Origin of the sequence: Cupriavidus sp. IDO (assembly GCF_000812465.1) — a bacterium.
Taxonomy (GTDB): domain Bacteria; phylum Pseudomonadota; class Gammaproteobacteria; order Burkholderiales; family Burkholderiaceae; genus Cupriavidus.
Window position 1 is genome coordinate 159,848 of sequence record NZ_JWMA01000199.1, and the last position, 19,205, is coordinate 179,052.

Here is a 19,205-nt window from a genome sequence, read left to right on the forward strand (position 1 = left end):
GTCCCCTTCTTCATTATGAAATGGGTTCTAAGACATTCCCGCCAGTTATCGCGTTATGCCAGACACGCAATGGTGGTCATGACGGGCGTCGTTCAATATGGCGTCCGCGGCCTGTCCTGAACGGGTGCGCACCACCGACACATCATCAGGCGGCCAGCGCGTAGCGCCGCCAAAAAAGAGGAATGGAGACCGCATGCGAGCGTATTCGTTGCCGCACAGGATGGGTTCCGGGCGCAGCCGCGCCTGGCTGGCCGCTGCATTGCTGGTGCTGCCGGCTGGCGTGGCGCTGGCGCAGGACGCCGGCCAGACGGGACCAGGGGCGGCGGACGCCGTCATGCAGGGCTTTCCGCCGCCACCCGACCAGCAGGTCACCCGTGGCAACGGATTGCGTCCGCCGTATATGCGCTGGGCATTCCGCCACACACGCGAGCTGTCGCCCACGGCGGGCATCCGGCATGCGAAGGAGCCATTGGCCCTGCCGGTCCGGCAAGTGGCGGCCTTGGACGACACCACGTTCGCAGTGGGCGGCAGCACCGTCACGCTGGCCGATTACCTCCGCGCCACGCATACCGACGGCTTCATCGTCCTGCAGGATGGCAAGGTCGTGTACGAGCGCTACTTCAATGGCTTCGGCCCGGAACAGCCGCATATCTGGGCATCGATGACGAAGTCGGTGACCGGGCTGCTGGCGGCAATGCTGGTGGAAGAAGGCAAGCTCGACCCGCAGGCCCGGCTGGCCCGGTACGTGCCGGAACTGGCCGGCAATCCGTTCGGCGAGGCCACCGTGCAGCAGAACCTGGACATGGAGGTGGCAGTCGGCTATCCGGAGGCGCTGCCACCGGATCTGGGCCTGTTCGGCGCCGTCGGGATCGTGCCGCGCAAGTCGGATGCGCCGGACAACATCTATGACTTCCTCAAGGTCGTCCATGCGACTGGCGGTCCCGGGGATGCCGGTGTCTGGTATTACCAGAACGGTTCGCCAGAAGCGGTGGCGTGGGCACTGCGCCGCATCACGGGCAAGAGCTGGGCGCAGCTGGTGACTGAACGGTTGTGGTCCCGCTTTGCCGAGGACGATGCCTACGCACAGGTGGACCGCCTGGGTACCGAAATGGCCAGCGGCGGCCTGAACACCACGCTGCATGACGCCGCGCGCTTTGCGGAAGCGGTGCGCCGCGCAGTTGCCGGAGACGCCTCGGGCGGCATGTCGCCCGCGGTGGTTCGCATCGCCCTGCAACCAGCCAGCAACCAGGCGCGCTTCGCGCGCGGCAACCTGACGCCGGGCCGCGAGGGCTACGGCTATCGCAACTACTGGTTCCAGCGCAACGACGGCGACGGCAGCATCGAGGCAAGCGGGCGCTTCGGGCAGAAAATCTACATCAATCCCCGCCTGGGCCTGACCGTGGTCAAGTTCTCGGCCAGCCCGGACAATGCCGCGCGCCCGACCAGCGCGGCTGGCATCCACAAGCGTGACGACCCGTCGCGCGTCCTCGAGACACCCGCGGCCATGGCGGCCGCCGCGCTGGCGATCCATCGCGTAGCCAGCCGCTGAATCCCGCCGGCAGCGCCGGCTTTCCTTACCGACACAAGCCCTCCGCAGGCCTGCAGGCCGTGCGGATGGTCAAACGCACGCCTTCGCATGCGAAAGGAGCCGGCAGGAGTTCACGCACGACCAATCCCGATCCGACGCCTCGAATGCAGGCACAGCCATGCGCCCACCGTGCCATGGCGATGACGAACAACGACGACACAGGCAGGAGACAATGAGAACGAAGACCGAGAAACTGTGGCTGTCAGCCGCGCTTGGCGTGCTGTCCGGCGGGGCGCAGGCCACCGTAACGCTGTATGGTGTGGCCGATGCCAATATCGAATACGTGAACCACCTGTCGGCCGTGCTGCCGACCCAGGCCGGATTCCCCGGCCCTGCCCACAGCCGCGTGGGCCTGACTTCAGGCGGACTGTCCGGTTCGCGCTGGGGTTTGCGTGGCACCGAGGACCTGGACGGTGGCCTGAAGGCAGTATTTGTGCTGGAAAACGGCTTCGGCCTGGACGACGGCAGGCAGACACAGTCCGGACGCCTGTTTGGACGGCAGGCCTTTGTCGGACTGCTTAGCGAGCGCGCCGGACGGCTCACGTTCGGGCGTCAATACACTGCAATCTTCGATGCGTTCTCGAACTTCTCGCCCAGTGGCTATTCGACGCAGTACGAGCCGATTGCCGCCCAGCTCGGCCTGGATTTCCGCTCGGACAACACCGTCAAGTACACGGGCACGTTCGGCGGACTGACAGCCACGGCAAACTGGTCATTCGGCAACGGCGTGTTCGGCGCGGGCGAGAATCCGGGGCAGTCGCGCCGCGATTCCGGCTATGGCGCCGGGCTCAACTACTTCGCGGGCGGCTTTGGCGTGGCGCTGGCATTCAATCGCTACGATCCCACGCTGACACCGGGCGGCGACACGGGCAACTTCAGGAAGGCCGGGCTGGCGGCCAGCTACAGCGCGGGTCCGGTCAAGCTGATGGGCGGCTATCGCTGGGGAATGAACAAATCGTCCAGCGGCTCGACCATCGTCCGTGACGACTACTATTGGGCCGGCATCAACTACCGCGCCATGCAAGCGCTGGATCTCACGCTCGCGTACTACTACGACGACGTGAAGTCGCTCAACGGTACCAATGTGAAGAACCCCTGGCAGGTCAGCCTGATCGCGGACTACAGCCTGTCGAAGCGCACCGATATCTACCTGACCACGGCCTATGTCCGGCATGCCGGGATCAACTTCGACACCTCCGCCGTGAGCTTCGCCAACGGGTATTTCCCCGGTAGCGGGCAGCAGAGCATGACCGCGGTGGCAGTGGGGATGCGGCACCGGTTCTGACCGACCCTACAGCTGGAATGCGGCCGACGCCTGCGGCGCACCGGCCGCCCGCCGCAGGCATTCCAGCATCGTCGTCACCGCCATGCGCGATAGTCCGTCTTCGCGCCAGTACATCGATACCGAGCCGAACCCCGCCAGCCGCAGCGGCACGATGCGCAGCGCGCCGAGCTCTTCCAGCCGGCGTGCCGTGCGGTGCGAGGCCAGTCCGATCATGTCGCTGTTGTTGAACAGCGTGAGGTTCAGCACGGTGGAATTGCTCTCCACGCAATCGGCGGGCAGGGCACGCTCGGCGCTGGCGAGCGCCCCTTCCAGGGCGTTGCGGATCGGCGTGCCGCGCGGCCAGACCACCCAGCGGTACTGGTACATGTCGTCCCAGCCGATGGTGTCGCGCAGCAGCAGCGGATGGCGCGGCCGTGCGACGAAATGGATCGGCTCCATGTAGAGCGATTCAGTGCGCATGTGCGCATCCTGCAGCTCGGGCGCGGAGCGGCCCACCACGATATCGAGTTCGCTGCGCGCGAGCTGGCTCATCAGGCGGTCCATGGTGGTCTCCACCAGCCGCACGCTGGCGCGCGGCACCTGCTGCAGCAGCTGCAGCGCGGCCAGCGGGACCGTATCCGCCGCCGATGCCCCCGAAGTCCCCACCACCACCAGCCCGCTGCCGCCGTCGCGCATGGCCTGCAGGTCGTCGCGCGCTGCGTCGAGCTGCGCCTCGATCCGGCGGGCATGCTCGATCAGCGATTCGCCGTAAGGCGTCGGCCGCAGCCCGCGCGCCTGCCGTTCGAACAGCGGCAGGCCGATGTCGTCCTCGAGGTCCTTCAGCCATTTGGAAAGGCCCGGCTGGGTCGTGTTCAGCATCGCGGCCGACTGGCTCATATTGCCGGTCTCGGCCAGGCTGAGCAGCATCTGCAGGTTGCGCAGCCGGAGTCTCTGGGTCCAGTCCATGATGACTACCTATATGAAATATCGTATCGATAAGATGAAAAGTTCATTTCAAATCTTATAGCGCGGCGCGTATAACGACAACAAAGCAGTGCACCTGCAAAGAAAGCGCCCGCAAAAAAAGTAACGGAGACAGCATGTCCGATCACACCCCTGATCCGGCCCGTGTGGCCTACTACGAACGCATCGGCCGCAGCCATATGACCCCGCTGTGGGAGTCGCTGCATGCGCTGGTGCCGCCGCAGCCGCGCCCGCAGATCGTCCCGGCCATCTGGAAGTACGAACAGATTCGCCCGCTGGTCATGCAGGCCGGCAATGTCATCAGTGCCGAGGAAGCCGTGCGCCGCGTGCTGGTGCTGGAGAACCCCGGCATCCCGGGCAAGTCGAGCATCACGTCCACGCTGTACGCCGGCCTGCAGCTGATCCTGCCGGGCGAGGTGGCGCCGAGCCACCGCCATACGCAGTCGGCGCTGCGCTTTATCGTGGAAGGCAAGGGCGCCTGGACCGCCGTGAACGGCGAGCGCACCACCATGCATCCGGGCGACTTCATCATCACGCCGTCGTGGACCTGGCATGACCACGGCAACCCGACCGTCGAAGACGGCGGCGAGCCGGTGGTGTGGCTGGACGGCCTGGATATCCCGCTCGTGCAGCAGTTCGACGCCGGCTTTGCCGAGAACTACCCGGAAGCCCAGCAGCCGGTCACCCGCGCCGAGGGCGACAGCTTTGCGCGTTTCGGGCACAACATGGTGCCGGTGAGGCATCGCGTGACCGACCCCACCTCGCCGATCTTCAGCTACCCGTACGAACGCTCGCGCGAGGCGCTGGACCAGCTCTACCGCAACGGCGAGCTCGATGCGTGGGACGGCGTGAAGCTGCGCTACGTCAACCCGGCCACGGGCGGCTGGCCGATGCCCACCATCGCCACCTTCATGCAGTACCTGCCCGCGGGCTTCCAGGGCAAGACCTACCGCAGCACCGATGCCACCGTCTACAGCGTGGTGGAAGGCCGCGGCACGGTGCGCATCGGCGATGCGCAGTTCCAGTTCGAGCCACGCGATGTGTTCGTCGCCCCGTCGTGGGCGCCGGTGCAGCTGGGTGCGCTGGAAGACGCCGTGCTGTTCAGCTATTCCGACCGGCCCGTGCTGTCCGCCCTGAACCTGCTGCGCGAAGCGCGCACCTGACAACCGCTCCGAACCACTGACCTGAAACCGAATGCGGGGTGCCTGCGGGCACCGCCGCGGCCCCCGTTCACCCGTTTTGTCCTGAAAGTACCGACCATGCCCTACGTTTTCACGCCCCCCGCCACCGTTGCCATTCCCGTTGCCGGCAGCGACGACCAGTTTGCCGTGCGCCGCGTCTACTGCGTGGGCCGCAACTACGCCGCCCATGCCCGCGAGATGGGCTTCGATCCTGACCGCGAGCCGCCGTTCTTCTTCTGCAAGCCGGCCGACGCCATCGTGCCGGTGCAGGCCGGCCAGACGCTGGAACTGCCTTACCCCGCGCAGACGCAGAACTACCACTACGAGGCCGAACTGGTGGCCGTGATCGGCAAGGCCGGCTCGGACATCGGCGTGGAGCAGGCACTCGAGCACGTGTGGGGCTACGCCGTGGGCCTCGATATGACGCGCCGCGACCTGCAGATGAAGATGCGCGAAATGGGCCGTCCGTGGGAAATCGGCAAGGCCTTCGATGCCTCGGCGCCGGTTGCCCCCATCCACCGCGCCAGCGAAATCGGCCATCCGCAGCAAGCTGGTATCTGGCTCACCGTCAACGGTGAGACGAAGCAGCGCAGCGATGTATCGCACCTGATCTGGTCGGTGGCCGAGACGGTGGCCTACCTGTCGCAGTTCTTCCGCCTGGAACCGGGCGATGTGATCTTCACCGGCACGCCCGAAGGCGTGGGCGCGGTCAAGGCCGGCGACACCATGGTCACCGGCGTGGATGGCCTGGGCGAACTGACGGTTCGCGTGATCTGAAGCACTCCACAGGCATTTCCGATCATGCAGCTCTATAGTTTCTTCAACAGCTCGACGTCCTACCGCGTGCGCATCGCGCTGGCCCTCAAGGGCCTGCCGTACGACTACCTGCCGGTCAATATCCGTACCGGGCAGCACCACGAGACCGAGTACGTCGACAGCATCAACCCGTCGGCCGCCGTGCCCGCGCTGGTGGACGGCAACTTCAGCCTGGGCCAGTCATTCGCGATCATGGACTACCTGGATGCCCGTCATCCCGAACCGCGCCTGATCCCGCAAGACCCCGTGCAGCGCGCGCGGGTGCTGGAACTGTCGACGCTGATCGGCTGCGACATCCATCCGGTCAACAACCTGCGCGTGCTGCGCTACCTGCAGGATGTGCTGAAGGTCACGCCCGAGCAGAAAGACGCGTGGTACCGCCACTGGATCGACGAAGGCATGGCCGGCGTGGAACGCCTGCTGGCCCTGCACGGGCACGGCAACTGGTGCTTCGGCGATGCGCCCACGCTGGCGGATGTCACGCTGGTGCCGCAGGTGGCCAATGCGCTGCGCACGGGTTGCGACCTGGGCCGGTACGAGCGCGCGATGGCGGTCTATGCACACGCCAGCAGCCATCCGGCCTTCGCCCAGGCGGCGCCGGCGCGCCAACCCGATTACACGGCCTGACGGCACGACCGAGGCCAGGAGACAACGATGAGCAGCACAACCAACACGACCGGCAAGGTCCTTATCATCGGCGGCGGTATCGGCGGGCTGGCGGCGGCGCTGGCGCTGGCACGCCAGGGCATCCGCATCGAACTGCTGGAGCAGGCCGAGCAGATCGGCGAGATCGGTGCAGGCATCCAGCTGGCCGCCAACGCATTTGCCGCGCTGGACGCACTGGGCGTCGGCGAGGCCGCGCGCAGCCGTGCCGTCTTTACCGACTACCTCAGCCTGCGCGATGCGATCGACGCCAGCACCATCGCCGAAGTCGACGTGGGCAAGGCTTACCGCGAGCGCTTCGGCAATCCGTATGCCGTGATCCATCGCGCCGACATCCATCTGTCGATCCTCGAGGCCGTGCAGGACCATCCGCTGATCACGTTCCGCACCAGCACGCGTGTCGAACAGCTGATGCAGGACGAGCAGGGCGTCACGGTGATCGACCAGCATGGCGAGCACCACCGCGGCGATGCCGTGATCGGCTGCGACGGTGTCAAGTCCGCCATCCGCCAGGCGCTGATCGGCGATGAGCCGCGCGTGACCGGCCATGTGGTCTACCGCGCCGTGGTGGACGTGGCCAACATGCCGGAAGACTTGCAGGTCAACGCCCCGGTGGTCTGGGCCGGCCCGCATTGCCACCTGGTCCACTATCCGCTGCGCGGCGGCCAGCAATACAACCTGGTGGTGACGTTCCACAGCCGCGAAGCCGAGACCTGGGGTGTGCGCGACGGCAGCAAGGAAGAAGTGCTGTCGTACTTCGAAGGCATCCATCCGCTGCCGCACCAGATGCTGGACCGGCCGACCTCGTGGAAGCGCTGGGCTACCGCCGACCGTGACCCGGTAGAGCGCTGGAGCTTCGGCCGCGCCACCATCCTTGGCGATGCCGCCCATCCGATGACGCAGTACGTGGCGCAGGGCGCCTGCCAGGCGCTCGAAGATGCCGTCACGCTGGGCGCCGCGGTTGAGGCTGCAGGCGGCGATTTCGAAGCGGCATTCAAGCTGTATGAGCAGGCTCGTATTCCCCGCACCGCACGCGTGCTCTACGCCGCGCGCGACATGGGCCGGGTCTACCACGCCAAAGGTGTGGACCGCCTGGTGCGCAACAGCCTGTGGACCGGCCGCACGCAGACGCAGTTCTACGACGCACTGCAATGGCTGCATGGCTGGCGCGCGGAGAAATGCCTGAGTCCCACGCCGTGGCTATGAAGCACTGACCACGGCTTCGTTCCCTCGCAGCAAATCCCGATAGCGAACTGGCGGCCACGGAAGCCGCCGGCCGTGACTCGCCCTGAAACACTGGCAACAAGGAGGAGACAACCCATGCCTGCCAGCCAACCCCTCAACGTCACCGCGTTTATCGACCGCCACCCGCTGTCGGCCTTCCAGGTGACGATCGTCGTGCTGTGCTTCCTGATCGTGGCGGTGGATGGCTTCGATACCGCGGCCATCGGCTTTATCGCGCCCGCCATCCGTGGCGAGTGGCATCTGACACCAGCGCAGCTCGCGCCGTTGTTCGGCGCGGGCCTTGGCGGCCTGATGGCTGGCGCCTTCCTGTTCGGCCCGCTGGCCGACCGCTTCGGCCGCAAGAGCGTGCTGGTGCTGTCGGTGCTGTTCTTCGGCGCTGCCAGCCTGGCCTCGGCCTGGTCGGGCGACCTGATGACGCTGATCGCGTTGCGCTTCCTGACCGGGCTGGGCCTGGGCGGCGCTATGCCGAACGCAATCACGCTGACCTCCGAGTTCTGCCCGGACAAGCGGCGCTCGTTCCTCGTGACCACCATGTTCTGCGGCTTCACGCTCGGCTCGGCCTTCGGCGGACTGGCCTCGGCCGCGCTGATCGATGCGTTCGGCTGGCGCTCGGTGCTGGTGGTGGGTGGCGTGCTGCCGCTGGGACTCGCCGTGCTGCTGGCGTCGCTGCTGCCGGAGTCCGTGCGCTACCTGGTGATGGCGGGCAAGGGGCGCGAGCGCATTGCCGCCACGCTGCAGCGTATCGCGCCGCAGGCTGACCTGCGCGATGCGACCTTCGTGGTGTCGGAACAGCGCGCTACGGGCTCGCCGGTGCGGCACCTGTTCAGGCCGGAGCTGTTGCGCGGCACGCTGTTGTTCTGGCTCACCTTCTTCATGAGCCTGCTGGTGATCTACCTGCTCTCGAGCTGGCTGCCCACGCTGCTGCGCAGCACAGGCCAGTCGATGCGCACCGCCGCGCTGGTGACCACGATGTTCCAGGTCGGCGGCACGGTGGGCGCCATCGCGCTGGGCTGGCTGATGGACCGTATCAATCCGCACTACGTGCTGACCGCCAGCTACACGCTGGCCGGGCTCTGCATCGCGGCGGTGGGCAGCTTTGCGTCCGATCCGGTGGCTGCCGGCGTCGCGGTGTTCTTCGCGGGATTCTGCATCTCCGGCTCGCAGGTGGGAGGCAATGCATTGTCCGCCAGCTTCTACCCGACCGACTGCCGCGCCACCGGCGTCAGCTGGGCCAATGCCGTTGGCCGCATGGGCTCGGTGATCGGCTCGGTGGGCGGTGCGACCATGCTGTCGATGGGGCTGGGCATGCCGGCATTGTTTGCGCTGATCGGCGTGCCCGCGGTGATTGCCGGTGTGTCGATGTTCTCGCTCGGGATGGTGCGGCGGGCGCCGGTGGTGGGGAAGCTGGCGGTCGAATAAGCGCGCGGCGGCGTTCCGTTGCAGGAGCCGTGGGGTATCTTTCAGGGAAACAGACGGCTGCCCGAACGGCGGCCGTCCCTACAGGAGACCCCCACATGTCCAGCCCCGCCATCCGCACCGAGACCGACGGCCCGGTCTGCACCATCATCCTGGACCGCCCCGACAAACGTAATGCCGTCGACGGCCCCATGGCCGCCGCGCTACGCGACGCGTTCGAGCGGTTCGAAGCAGACAGTGCGCTACGTGTCGCGGTGCTGTGGGGCGAGGGCGGCCATTTCTGCGGCGGCGCAGACCTCGCCGCCGTGAGCGACCCTGCCCGCCGCCATGAACTTGATCCTCAAGGCGGGGGCACTGGCCCGATGGGGCCCACGCGCATGGCCTTGTCCAAGCCACTGATCGCCGCCGTCAGCGGCTGCGCGGTAGCCGGCGGGCTGGAGCTGGCGTTGCTGGCCGACCTGCGCGTGGCCGAGCGCGACGCGGTGTTCGGCGTGTTCTGCCGTCGCTGGGGCGTGCCGCTGATCGATGGCGGCACCGTGCGGCTGCCGCGGCTGGTCGGCATAGGCCGCGCGCTCGACATGATCCTGACCGGGCGTGCGGTCGGCGCCGAAGAGGCGCTGGCAATGGGGCTTGCCAATCGCGTGGTGGAGCCCGGCCACGCACGCGAGGCGGCTGAGGCGCTGGCGCGCGATATCGCTGCCTTTCCGCAGCGCTGCATGCTCACCGATCGCGCATCGGCCTATGGCCAGTGGGATCTGCCGCTCGCGGAGGCGCTGCGGGCGGAGGGGGCGCATGGCGTGCCGGTGGTGTTCGAGGAAGGCGTTGCCGGAGCGGCCCGCTTTGTCGGCGGCGCCGGGCGGCATGGCAATCCCGCGAGCTAGGGAACTGTCCTCTCTATCCATATTCCGGCAGAGGAGATCCCGTAGCGCCGGTAGGACCAAACCTCGCGTTTCATCAAGGGATAGTACTCGACAGGCTGCCCCGCGGCAGGCCGAATCGCGCGGCAACGTCCTGTTTGGTCCAGGCACCAGGACGGGCCTCGTATGCCGCACTCTGCCGTGTCGCGGCGCCACACTGGCACTTCTGCCGAAAAGGTCATATAAACCATAGCAAACGGAGGGTTATCCGCCTGCCCGCGCGGGTTTCGCTCTGCCTTTCAATTGGTTCGCGCACGGACTGGCGCCTGGTTCAGCTATTCGAATATCCAGGCACGGGGGAGGCATGCTATGCGGCAACCCAAGATCGTCATCGTCGGGGCAGGGCTGGTAGGCGGGTCGGCGGCCCTGTTTGCGGCCGTGTCCATTCCGAGTGCAGAGTTCGTCATCATCGATGTCGCGCGAGTGCGGGCCGAAGGGCAGGCGCTGGACCTCGCCCACGCTGCAGCATTCTGGGGACACAACCGCTTCTATGCCGCCGATTACGAGAACGCGCGCGACGCGGACATCATCGTGATCACCGCCGGCGTCGGTGTGAAGCCAGGGCAGACTCGTCTGGACCTGGCCAAAACCAATGCGGGCATCGCGATGGAGGTGGTGGATCGCACTGCACCATTGGCTCCGGATGCGATCTACGTCATCGCGGCCAACCCCTGCGATGTGTTGGCCGGGGTCGTTTTTGACCGCCTGCGCTGCGCGCGGGAGCGCGTCATCAGCACCGGCACCGCCCTCGACACCGGGCGACTGCGATCGCTTCTCTCCGAGCGGCTGGGCGTGGTGGCGCCCGGGATTCACGCCTACGTTCTCGGCGAACACGGCGAATCCGCGGTGATCGACTGGGCCGGCGCGACGGTCTCCGGCATGCCCCTCGAAACGTTCCTGGTCAGGAGCGGCAAGGAGCTGGGGCCTGCCAGCCGCGATCTGATCCTGCGCTCCGTGCACGAGGCTGCCAAGCTCATCAAGGAAGGCAAGGGCGCCACCCACTATGGGATCGCCAGTGCGATCGGGCGAATTTGCCAGGCCATCGTGCACAACACTGACCTCATTCTCACAGTCGGCATCGTGCATGCCGAGGTCGAAGGCGTACCAGAGGTATGTTTGTCGCTGCCGATGGTGGTCAATGGCGGCGGAGCGCAGTTGCTGGCTTATCCGGAACTCAACCCCACCGAGCGCGAGGCCCTCCGGCGCAGCGCGCGCATCGTCAAGGAGGCAACCGACAGCGTGCTCCAGAACCGGTAGGGACATTGCGCACGCTCCGAACCGAACAACGCCGCCGCCAGGAGTTAATCATGGATGTATCACCCGCTAAGGCTCCGCCGCCCACAAGCCCAACGGCGATGAAATCGGCGCCGCCGGTAGGGCATCTCAGGAATCTCTGGAAATTTCTCGTCCCGGTGGGCATCGGCATCGTCCTCTGGTTCCTGCCGGCGCCGGCCGGTCTCGAGCCGAAGGCGTGGCACATGTTCGCCGTGTTCGTCGCCACCATTGCCGGCATCATGACCGCTCCGCTGCCGATGGCGGCGGTAGCCATTATCGGCGCGACGGTGGGCGTGTTCGTTGGCGTCGTGTCCTTTGCCGATGTCACCAAATCCACCGGCACGGACCTCGTCTGGCTGGTGATGCTCGCCTTCTTCATCTCCCGAGGCGTGATCAAGACCGGCCTGGGGCGCCGCATCGCACTCCTGTTCATGCGGCTGTTGGGTAAGCGAACCCTGGGACTGGGTTATGGACTGGCCATGACCGAACTCCTTATCTCGCCCGCCATGCCGAGCATCACCGCCCGCGCCGGTGGGGTGATGCTGCCGATTACCCGATCGATCGCGGAAGTGCTCGGCAGCCATGCCAATGACCCGGAATCCCGCGGCAAGGTGGGCGGCTATCTGATCCTCTGCGCCTTCCACGCGAACATCATCACCGCGGGCATGTTCATCACGGCGATGGCGGGTAATCCCCTTGCGGTCAAGCTTGCCGCAGACCAAGGCGTCTCAATCAGTTGGCTCGACTGGGCGGTGGCAGCATCTGTCCCCGGTTTGCTGTGTCTGGCCATCATTCCAATAGCCATGCTGTGGATTGCCCCGCCGCGGATTCGCCAAACACCCGATGCGACGGCCCTGGCACAGAGAGAGCTGGCTGCCATGGGTCCGATCTCCGCCAAGGAGATCATCATGGCGGTAATCTTCCTTGGCTTGCTGGTGCTATGGATTTTCGGTGAGGATCTGGACATCGGAGCGACGCTGGCGGCGGCCCTCGGCGTCTCGTTGCTGTTCATCACTGGCGTGCTGACCTGGCAGGATGCCCTGGACGAGAAATCCGCCTGGGACACCATGATCTGGATCGGCCTGCTGATCATGATGGCCTCCAAACTCAATGAATACGGCATGGTTTCCTGGTTCGGCCAGGAGTTCGGGGCACACCTGGAGGGCTTCCCGAGGCTGGCCGTCTACATGATGGTGGCGGCGATCTACTGCTACATCCACTACTTCTTCGCTAGCGCCACGGCACATATCAGTGCTCTCTTCCCCCTCTCCATGGCCCTTATGGTCGCTGCCGGCATCCCGCCATTCACCGCAGCGGTCGCGCTCGGCATCCTGAGCAATATCAACGGTTGCCTGACCCAATACGGCATCGGCTCCGGTCCGGTCATGTTCGGCGCCGGCTATTCACCCAGGGGGAATGGTGGAAGGCTGGCTTTCTGATGAGCCTCATCTACATGGTTGTCTGGCTGGTCGTCGGCCCGCTTTGGTGGCAGTTCCTCGGGCATGTTTGAGACGGCAGCGGAGTGCAGAGAGAAGAGGGCTCACAATCGGTCGAGAGGTCGCTTTGCGCTGGGTATCGCCTCGTCGTCGCGGATAGTACCTGGCACGCCATACTTTGCCGGCATCGTGGGCAACTACATGCGGGCGCAGGGCGGCGGCGTGGCCGCACTGGAAGGCCGGGTCATCCCGCAATTGCGCTGGGCGGTCAGGGAGAGGCAATCCGCCTGACCGGGCGCGCCGGCCTATTTCCGCTCGGTCGCGAAATACCCCAGTGCCAGCACCGGCAGCGCAAAGCCGATCGCGCTTGCCCACGCCCAGCCGCCGTGCGCATATGCCCATGCACCCAGTGCCGAGCCGGTTGCGCCGCCGACGAAGAAGATCGCCATATACAGGCCGTTGAGCCGTCCGCGATGCTCCGCGCTCAGCGCGAAGATGGCGCGCTGGCCTACCACCAGGTTGGCCGATACACCAAAGTCCAGCACGATTGCAGCCAGCGTCAGAGCGGACAGCGAGAGCAGCGAGCCTTCGGTTCCCACGCGGCTCAGCGCAAACGAGCTGGCGCCGAGCAGCAGGGCAAAGGCCGTCACCGGTTTGCCGTGCCCATGATCGGACAGCCGCCCCGCAATCGGCGCCGACACGGCGCCGGCCACACCGGCCAGTGCAAACAGTGCGATGCCTTTCTGCGTCAGCCCAAACGCGGGGCCCGCCAGCCACAGCGGCGCGGTGGTCCAGAACAGGCTGAACGCCCCGAAGATGCCCGCCTGGTAGGCGGCGCGCCGGCGCAGCACGGGCTGCGTGCGCAGCAGGCCCCACATCGAGGCAATCGTTTGGGCGTAACCCGGGCCGGGCGGCGGCCGGCGCTCGGGCAGCCGCCGCCGCAGCAGGGCCGCCAGCAAAGTCATGACAACGGCTGACAGCGCAAAGATGGCATGCCATCCGGCCAGGTCGGCGACGATGCTGGAGACGGGCCGCGCCAGCATGATGCCCAGCAGCAGGCCGCTGGTCACATTGCCGACCGCGCGCCCGCGCGCATGATCCGGTGCCAGGTGCGCGGCAAAGGGCACCAGCACCTGCACGGCCACCGAGCACAGGCCCATGACCCAGGCCGCCAGCAGGAAGGTGCCGGCGTGTGTTGCCAGCGCGGCGGCGGCCAGCGCCAGCGCAGTACCTGCCAGCAGGCGGCAGACCAGGCGCCGGTTCTCGACGATATCTGCCAGCGGCACCAGCAACAGCAGCCCCAGGCAGTAGCCGGCCTGGATCAGCGTGACGATCAGTCCTGCGGCTTCCGGTGACAGCGACAGTGCTTTGGCGATGGGGCCGACCAGAGGCTGGGCGTAGTAGAGGTTGGCGACGACCATGCCGCAGGCAGCGGCCAGCAGCGGTGTCATCCACGCCGGAACGGGCGTGGCGGGCGCCGGAGCTGCCGCAGCGGCAACCCGGGAGCTTGTTGGGGTAGTCACGTTGATCTTCAACTGGCCGGGCGTCGGGCGCCGCTCTGTTTTTGTGTTGTCGGCCAGCAGGGTAGCACTTGTGCTGCAACCCTGCTGGCGACGACCCGGGCTCAGGCGGACTCAGGCGGCCGGCTTCTCGAAGGCGCGCTGCGGCTGCAGGAATTCCAGCGTGCGCGCGCGCGCAAGCAGCCGGGGCAGCTCGGCCTCATAGGCCTGGCGATACGGCAGCTTCAGATGGTGCTGCAGGAAGTGCTCGCGGCTGCATGCCCAGGTCTCGAACAGCACCAGCGTGTCCGGATCGTCGGCGGAACGGCTCAGGTAGGTGTTGATGAAGTCCGGTTCCCTGGACATGGCTTCGAGCACGCCCATCAGGCGGCTTTCCAGCTCAGCGCGGTGCTCCGGCTTGCCTGGCAGGTGAACGATAAAGGCGATGTTGTCGCTCATGATGGCGTCTCTTTACAGCTGGCTCATGCCGCCGTCGATGATGATTTCGGTGCCGACGATGAAGCCGGATTCGGGCGAAGCCAGGTGCAGCACCGAAGCGGCGATTTCGTTCACGTGGCCGAAGCGCCCCACCGGGATCTGGCTCAGGATGCCGGCGGCGGTCGCCTTCAGGGTTTCCTCGTCCATGCCGAGCTTGCCGTACAGCGGCGTTTCGACCGGGCCGGGGCTCAGCACGTTGACGCGCACGCCGTGTGGCAGCAGTTCGGCGGACAGTGTTTTCGCCAGCGAAATCAGCGCTGCCTTGCTCGCCGCGTACACGGACGAGGAGGGCATGCCGATATGGGCATTGATCGAGCCGTTCAGCACAATCGAAGCCCCCTTGTTGAACAGCGGCGTCAGCGCCTGCAGCTGGAAGTACGGACCCTTGACGTTGGTGTTGAAAGTCTGGTCCCAGAGACTTTCCTCGACATCCCCAAAGGGCGAGAACTTCGCGATGCCCGCGTTGATGAACACCGCATCGAGCCGGATGCCGGCATCGCTCAGCGTGCGGGCCAGTTCGCGCGCGGCGGCGACTGAGCCGGCGTCATTGCGGATGGCCAGCGCGCTGGCGCCCAGCGTGGCCTTTGCCGACTCCAGCGAGGCGGCGTCGCGGCCGGTGATGACGACGCGGGCACCTTCCGCGGCGAAAGCCTGGGCGGTGCCCAGGCCCATGCCGCTGTTGCCGCCGGTTACCAGTACGGTCTTGCCTTCAAAGCGTTGCATTGCGTTCTCCTTGGAACAGTTGGGTTGGTGAATGCATTGTGGTCGGTGGAAGGCGAATTGCCATGCGAACATCCCGATGAACTCGTTCGACGGGATTGCACGTGTGGGGGCGCGGATGCGCGGAAGCGTCGCTGGCGAGTGGCAGCGGAGAGCGGCGGGCGGCGGGAATCCGGCTCAGGTGCGCGAAGCGGCGCCGCTAGGCCTTGATCTCGTTCAGGTAGTAGTTCACTTCGCTGAGCAAGGTCGAATGGAAGTCCGCGGTCAGCATGCGGTCGTCCGTCAGTGACAGCAGGTCGTCGATCCGCTGGCGGAAGGCCTTCTCGACCTCGGCCCGGCACTGCGGCGGCATGTGCGCCGACAGCGCCACCAGCATCTCGCGCATGACCAGCAGCCTGGCGCCGTACTGGATCATGGCGTCGCTGTGCGTCTTCAGGTTCCGGGCCACTTGCTCCGGCATGGCATTCGCCGTCGCGGCACCGGGTTGTTGCGGCGCAGCGGGCGCCGCGGATGCGTTCGGCTTGCGGGCCAGCGTGGGTAGCTTGAACATGGACGTGGTTCCGTAACGGGCCTGTGCAGGCCGCGCGCGACGGCCGGAGCCGTCGCCAATGATGGGCTGCCTTCATCTTGGAAGGCAACTGGCCGCCGGACTGTTCGGTAGCCGACAGTTCTTCGTGCGGCGGCCGCGACTTGCTACCGGGCGTGAGGGATGTGCTGCACCGCCTGCATCGGTGCCTTGCGTGTCTTGCCAGCACGCGCGGGCGGCTCGCACAACCCGCAGACATGACGTCTGCGTGGGTCGTGGGCGTGGACAAGATACTGCCCGCCGCAGGTCCTGCAGCGGGCCAGCTCAAGCATGCCTCGCTCATAGAAGCGCACCAGCGTCCAGGCACGGGTAAAGCTGATCAGGAGTTCCTCATCGGCCTGCGAGACGTACTCACGGTAGAGCCGGTAGCTCGACAGCATGGCGTGGATCCCGTCCACCTGGCCTTGCGCGACGATGAACCGGTACGCGCAGAGCAGCAGCGAAGCATGCGCGTTGGGCCGCCACGTCACGAACCAGTCGATCGGGAATGGCAGCATTCCCTTGGGCGGCGACACGCCGCACAGCTCCTTGTACAGCCTGATCAGGCGCACGCGCGGCAGCGCGACTTCCGATTCCAGCACCTGGAGGCGCGCACCCTGCGCGATCATCTCGATAGCCAGGCGGGTTTGCTCGACGTCCTGCAGCACGCTCTTGCGGGCCGGCGCGGGCATCGGGGATGACAACGGGGTACTGGCCTGCGGCAATGCATTCACTTGATTGCTCCGTCTTCTGTGTCGGTGGCTGGTACATCGAACCTGGCTGGCATGCGCACAGTGCTCATTTGCGTCGCGCCCGTTCCCCAAACTCGCTGAAATGCGATGGATTCTAGGAAGCACGCTCTCCAAGTAGCATTGACTTTTGTCAACAGTGGCAAGTTGACGACGCCTCGCTGCAACTTCTGAAAACAACGATTGCGCTGTGCGGGAAAAACGCTCACGCAGTACGTGAACGGGTACAGGTTCCCCTCGCTCTTTGCGGCGTATCAACCTTCATGCGGGTAGTGGTCATGCCGAGTGAGCGCCTGCCGTTAACCCGGCAACATCAAGACGCGGCACATGCGTGCGGCCGGCATTCGTTGCGCCTGCGTGGGGCAGTTCTTCCGTACCGGCATTTGGGGAAACCTTCATGACTCAGTTCGTACACACGATCAAGTTCAGGATCATTCTTGCGTTCGGCATCTGCATCGTGCTGATGCTTGGCATCGGCCTGTTTGCCTTGGAGGCGATCTTCAATCTGAACCAGAACATGCATAACGCCTACGTGCAGAACACGGTGGCGATCGGCGAGCTGATGGAGGTTCGCGCGTCGCAGCTTCATGTGCGCCGGCTGCTGTGGAAGATCCGGGCGACTTCGGAGGGGCCGGAGAGTGCCGACGTGGCTGAGATCGCGGCTCACCAGAGGACCTTGCAGAAGGCCTGGAGCGCCTACTATCCGGCGCGCGTCATCTCGGACGGCGAGCGTGTCGTGGCGGATGCGCTGGACGGTGAGCTGAAGACCTTCCTGAGCCTGGTCGACCAGGAGCTTCAGCTGATCAACACCGGCGCCGTTGCGGAGGCCGCGAAGCTGCAGGACACACGGCTGATCCCGGTTGGCGACAAACTGGGCGATTCCATCACCAGGGATGTCGAGCTGAACGTGAAGTAGGCCAACGACTACGACGTCAACAGCACCGAGCAGGCACGCCGGGCATTGTGGAGCACCGGCATCCTGATTGCGCTTGGCGTACTGGTCTCGATCGGTGCTTCGGTCTACCTGCAGCGGGCGATCTCCCGGCCGCTGAACAGGTCAGTCAGCATTGCCGACGAGATCGCGGCGGGCCGCCTGGATCAGCAGATCGTGGTGGATTCGAAGGACGAGTTCGGCCAGCCGCTTGGCGCGATGAGGCGGATGACACAGCAACTGGCGGACACCGTGCGCGGCATCAAGCTTTCGAGCGAGTCGGTGCGCGTGGCGGCGCGTGAAATCGCCAGCGGCAACATGGACCTGTCGGCCCGTACCGAGCAGCAGGCCGCGTCGCTCGAGGAAATCGCGGGCAGCATGACCGAGATTTCGCAGACCGTGAAGCTCAACGCCGACAACGCACATCAGGCCAATTCGCTGGCGGGCAATGCCCGCGGCATGGCAGACGCCAGCAACGTAGCGGTGCAGGCCATGGTGCAGACCATCGGCAAGATCAGCGGCAGCTCGGACAAGATTTCCGACATCACCAGCCTGATCGAGGGGATTGCCTTCCAGACCAACATCCTGGCGCTGAACGCCGCGGTGGAAGCCGCGCGAGCCGGTGAACAGGGACGCGGCTTCGCCGTGGTGGCGGGCGAGGTGCGTGCGCTGGCGCAGCGTTCCTCGGCTGCGGCCAAGGAGATCAAGGAGCTGATCGAATCGTCCGCGACGATGGTGCAGGACGGCGCGCGCCAGGCCGCCGAAGTGGGCGTGACGATGGGCGAGGTGATCCGCGCCATCAAGCAGGTGTCCGACATCGTCGGCGAGATCTCGGTGGCGTCCGCCGAGCAGAGCCAGGGTGTAGAGCAGGTGCACGTCGCGATCAGCCAGATCGACTCGGGGACCCAGCAGAACGCTGCGCTGGTGGAGCAATCCGCGGCTGCGGCGCAGTCGCTGGAGGAGCAGGCGAACACCATGGCTGATGCGGTGGCGGTGTTCCAGGTGGCCGATGTGAATGGTGCCGGCGTGCCGCTGCGCAGGCCGGTTATTCCTCGGAGCAAGCCGGCGCCAGTGACGCGGCGTGGGGGCAACCCGGCCGCATTGGGCCATGCGGCGGCTCAACCTGTTGCATCCGGACAGGGCGGTGGCGCTGCGGGCGGTGGGAGCGAGGACTGGCAGTCATTCTGAGGGCGGCGTCTGGTTTCAGTGGTTGCGCATGTGGGCGCTGTTCTTCGGGACAGCGTCTTTTTTCTTGGTTCTTCGCTGGATCGGGGGTATGGGTTCTTGGATGCGCTGCTGTTTCGCCGGCGTAGCCGGCGACCTCCTTTTTGACGGCGCCAAAAAGGAGGCAAAAAGCGCCTTCTTGCCCGCCGGGCGGGAGTCTTATCGTAGCGTGCCGGCGTTTTTGTACGGGTATTTGCTTCAGGGCATAGCTGGACTGCCTGCCGCGCAGATCGC

At 66.0% G+C, this 19,205-nt stretch carries 19 protein-coding genes; 13 read left to right on the plus strand and 6 right to left on the minus strand.

The window, feature by feature from the left end; translation table 11 throughout:
- The first annotated feature begins 193 nt into the window (after window positions 1-193).
- Both RM96_RS35350 and RM96_RS35355 read left to right on the plus strand, forming a co-directional pair.
- A complete protein-coding gene (locus tag RM96_RS35350) occupies window positions 194-1,549 on the plus strand; it encodes a serine hydrolase domain-containing protein (RefSeq protein ID WP_039016405.1) in 1,356 nt (451 codons plus the stop codon).
- A 211-nt stretch (window positions 1,550-1,760) separates the two neighbouring features.
- Window positions 1,761-2,873 carry a porin gene (locus RM96_RS35355; protein ID WP_039016406.1) on the plus strand — a complete coding sequence of 371 codons (1,113 nt, stop codon included), beginning with the start codon at window positions 1,761-1,763 and terminating at the stop codon, window positions 2,871-2,873.
- 6 nt (window positions 2,874-2,879) lie between these two features.
- On the opposite strand, the gene RM96_RS35360 is transcribed toward RM96_RS35355, so the two are convergent.
- On the minus strand, window positions 2,880-3,818 hold the full coding sequence (locus RM96_RS35360) for a LysR family transcriptional regulator (RefSeq protein ID WP_039016407.1): 939 nt from the start codon (window positions 3,816-3,818) through the stop codon (window positions 2,880-2,882).
- A gap of 134 nt (window positions 3,819-3,952) precedes the next feature.
- On the opposite strand from RM96_RS35360, the gene gtdA reads away from it, so the two are divergent.
- The 8 genes from gtdA (at window position 3,953) to RM96_RS35400 (ending at window position 12,788) form a co-directional block, all read left to right on the plus strand.
- The gene (gtdA, locus tag RM96_RS35365) at window positions 3,953-4,999 is read left to right on the plus strand and encodes a gentisate 1,2-dioxygenase (RefSeq protein WP_039016408.1); all 1,047 of its coding nucleotides are present in this window, start codon (window positions 3,953-3,955) and stop codon (window positions 4,997-4,999) included.
- Window positions 5,000-5,095: 96 nt separating this feature from the next.
- A complete protein-coding gene (locus RM96_RS35370) occupies window positions 5,096-5,794 on the plus strand; it encodes a fumarylacetoacetate hydrolase family protein (protein ID WP_039016409.1) in 699 nt (232 codons plus the stop codon).
- 24 nt (window positions 5,795-5,818) lie between these two features.
- On the plus strand, window positions 5,819-6,460 hold the full coding sequence (gene maiA, locus RM96_RS35375; RefSeq protein WP_039016410.1) for a maleylacetoacetate isomerase: 642 nt from the start codon (window positions 5,819-5,821) through the stop codon (window positions 6,458-6,460).
- A gap of 27 nt (window positions 6,461-6,487) precedes the next feature.
- Window positions 6,488-7,702, plus strand: a complete 1,215-nt coding sequence (locus RM96_RS35380) for a 3-hydroxybenzoate 6-monooxygenase (RefSeq protein WP_039016411.1) — start codon at window positions 6,488-6,490, stop codon at window positions 7,700-7,702.
- Between the two features lie 114 nt (window positions 7,703-7,816).
- Window positions 7,817-9,160, plus strand: a complete 1,344-nt coding sequence (locus RM96_RS35385) for an MFS transporter (RefSeq protein ID WP_039016412.1) — start codon at window positions 7,817-7,819, stop codon at window positions 9,158-9,160.
- 95 nt (window positions 9,161-9,255) lie between these two features.
- Entirely contained in the window at window positions 9,256-10,038 is a 783-nt protein-coding gene (locus RM96_RS35390; RefSeq protein ID WP_039016413.1) for a crotonase/enoyl-CoA hydratase family protein, read from the plus strand.
- A 345-nt stretch (window positions 10,039-10,383) separates the two neighbouring features.
- A complete protein-coding gene (locus tag RM96_RS35395) occupies window positions 10,384-11,331 on the plus strand; it encodes a lactate/malate family dehydrogenase (RefSeq protein ID WP_039016414.1) in 948 nt (315 codons plus the stop codon).
- Window positions 11,332-11,381: 50 nt separating this feature from the next.
- A complete protein-coding gene (locus RM96_RS35400) occupies window positions 11,382-12,788 on the plus strand; it encodes a DASS family sodium-coupled anion symporter (RefSeq protein WP_338011449.1) in 1,407 nt (468 codons plus the stop codon).
- A 302-nt stretch (window positions 12,789-13,090) separates the two neighbouring features.
- On the opposite strand, the gene RM96_RS35405 is transcribed toward RM96_RS35400, so the two are convergent.
- The 5 genes from RM96_RS35405 to flhC form a co-directional block, all read right to left on the minus strand.
- Window positions 13,091-14,236 (minus strand): MFS transporter, encoded by a 1,146-nt coding sequence (locus tag RM96_RS35405; RefSeq protein ID WP_082016857.1) that lies wholly within the window; start codon window positions 14,234-14,236, stop codon window positions 13,091-13,093.
- A 183-nt stretch (window positions 14,237-14,419) separates the two neighbouring features.
- Window positions 14,420-14,743: a putative quinol monooxygenase gene (locus RM96_RS35410; RefSeq protein ID WP_039016415.1), complete on the minus strand. Its 324-nt coding sequence runs from the start codon at window positions 14,741-14,743 to the stop codon at window positions 14,420-14,422.
- A 12-nt stretch (window positions 14,744-14,755) separates the two neighbouring features.
- On the minus strand, window positions 14,756-15,505 hold the full coding sequence (locus RM96_RS35415) for an SDR family oxidoreductase (protein ID WP_039016416.1): 750 nt from the start codon (window positions 15,503-15,505) through the stop codon (window positions 14,756-14,758).
- A gap of 196 nt (window positions 15,506-15,701) precedes the next feature.
- A complete protein-coding gene (locus tag RM96_RS35420; RefSeq protein ID WP_039016417.1) occupies window positions 15,702-16,052 on the minus strand; it encodes a hypothetical protein in 351 nt (116 codons plus the stop codon).
- 143 nt (window positions 16,053-16,195) lie between these two features.
- Entirely contained in the window at window positions 16,196-16,801 is a 606-nt protein-coding gene (gene flhC, locus RM96_RS35425) for a flagellar transcriptional regulator FlhC (RefSeq protein ID WP_052279926.1), read from the minus strand.
- A 412-nt stretch (window positions 16,802-17,213) separates the two neighbouring features.
- Here flhC and RM96_RS40470 point away from each other — a divergent pair, with 412 nt between their 5' ends.
- The 3 genes from RM96_RS40470 to RM96_RS40475 all read left to right on the plus strand — a co-directional run.
- Window positions 17,214-17,732, plus strand: a complete 519-nt coding sequence (locus tag RM96_RS40470) for an MCP four helix bundle domain-containing protein (protein WP_238587517.1) — start codon at window positions 17,214-17,216, stop codon at window positions 17,730-17,732.
- 45 nt (window positions 17,733-17,777) lie between these two features.
- Entirely contained in the window at window positions 17,778-18,935 is a 1,158-nt protein-coding gene (locus tag RM96_RS35430; protein ID WP_238587518.1) for a methyl-accepting chemotaxis protein, read from the plus strand.
- A 28-nt stretch (window positions 18,936-18,963) separates the two neighbouring features.
- The coding region (locus RM96_RS40475) for a hypothetical protein (RefSeq protein ID WP_039016418.1) at window positions 18,964-19,205 on the plus strand (242 nt) is incomplete at its 3' end.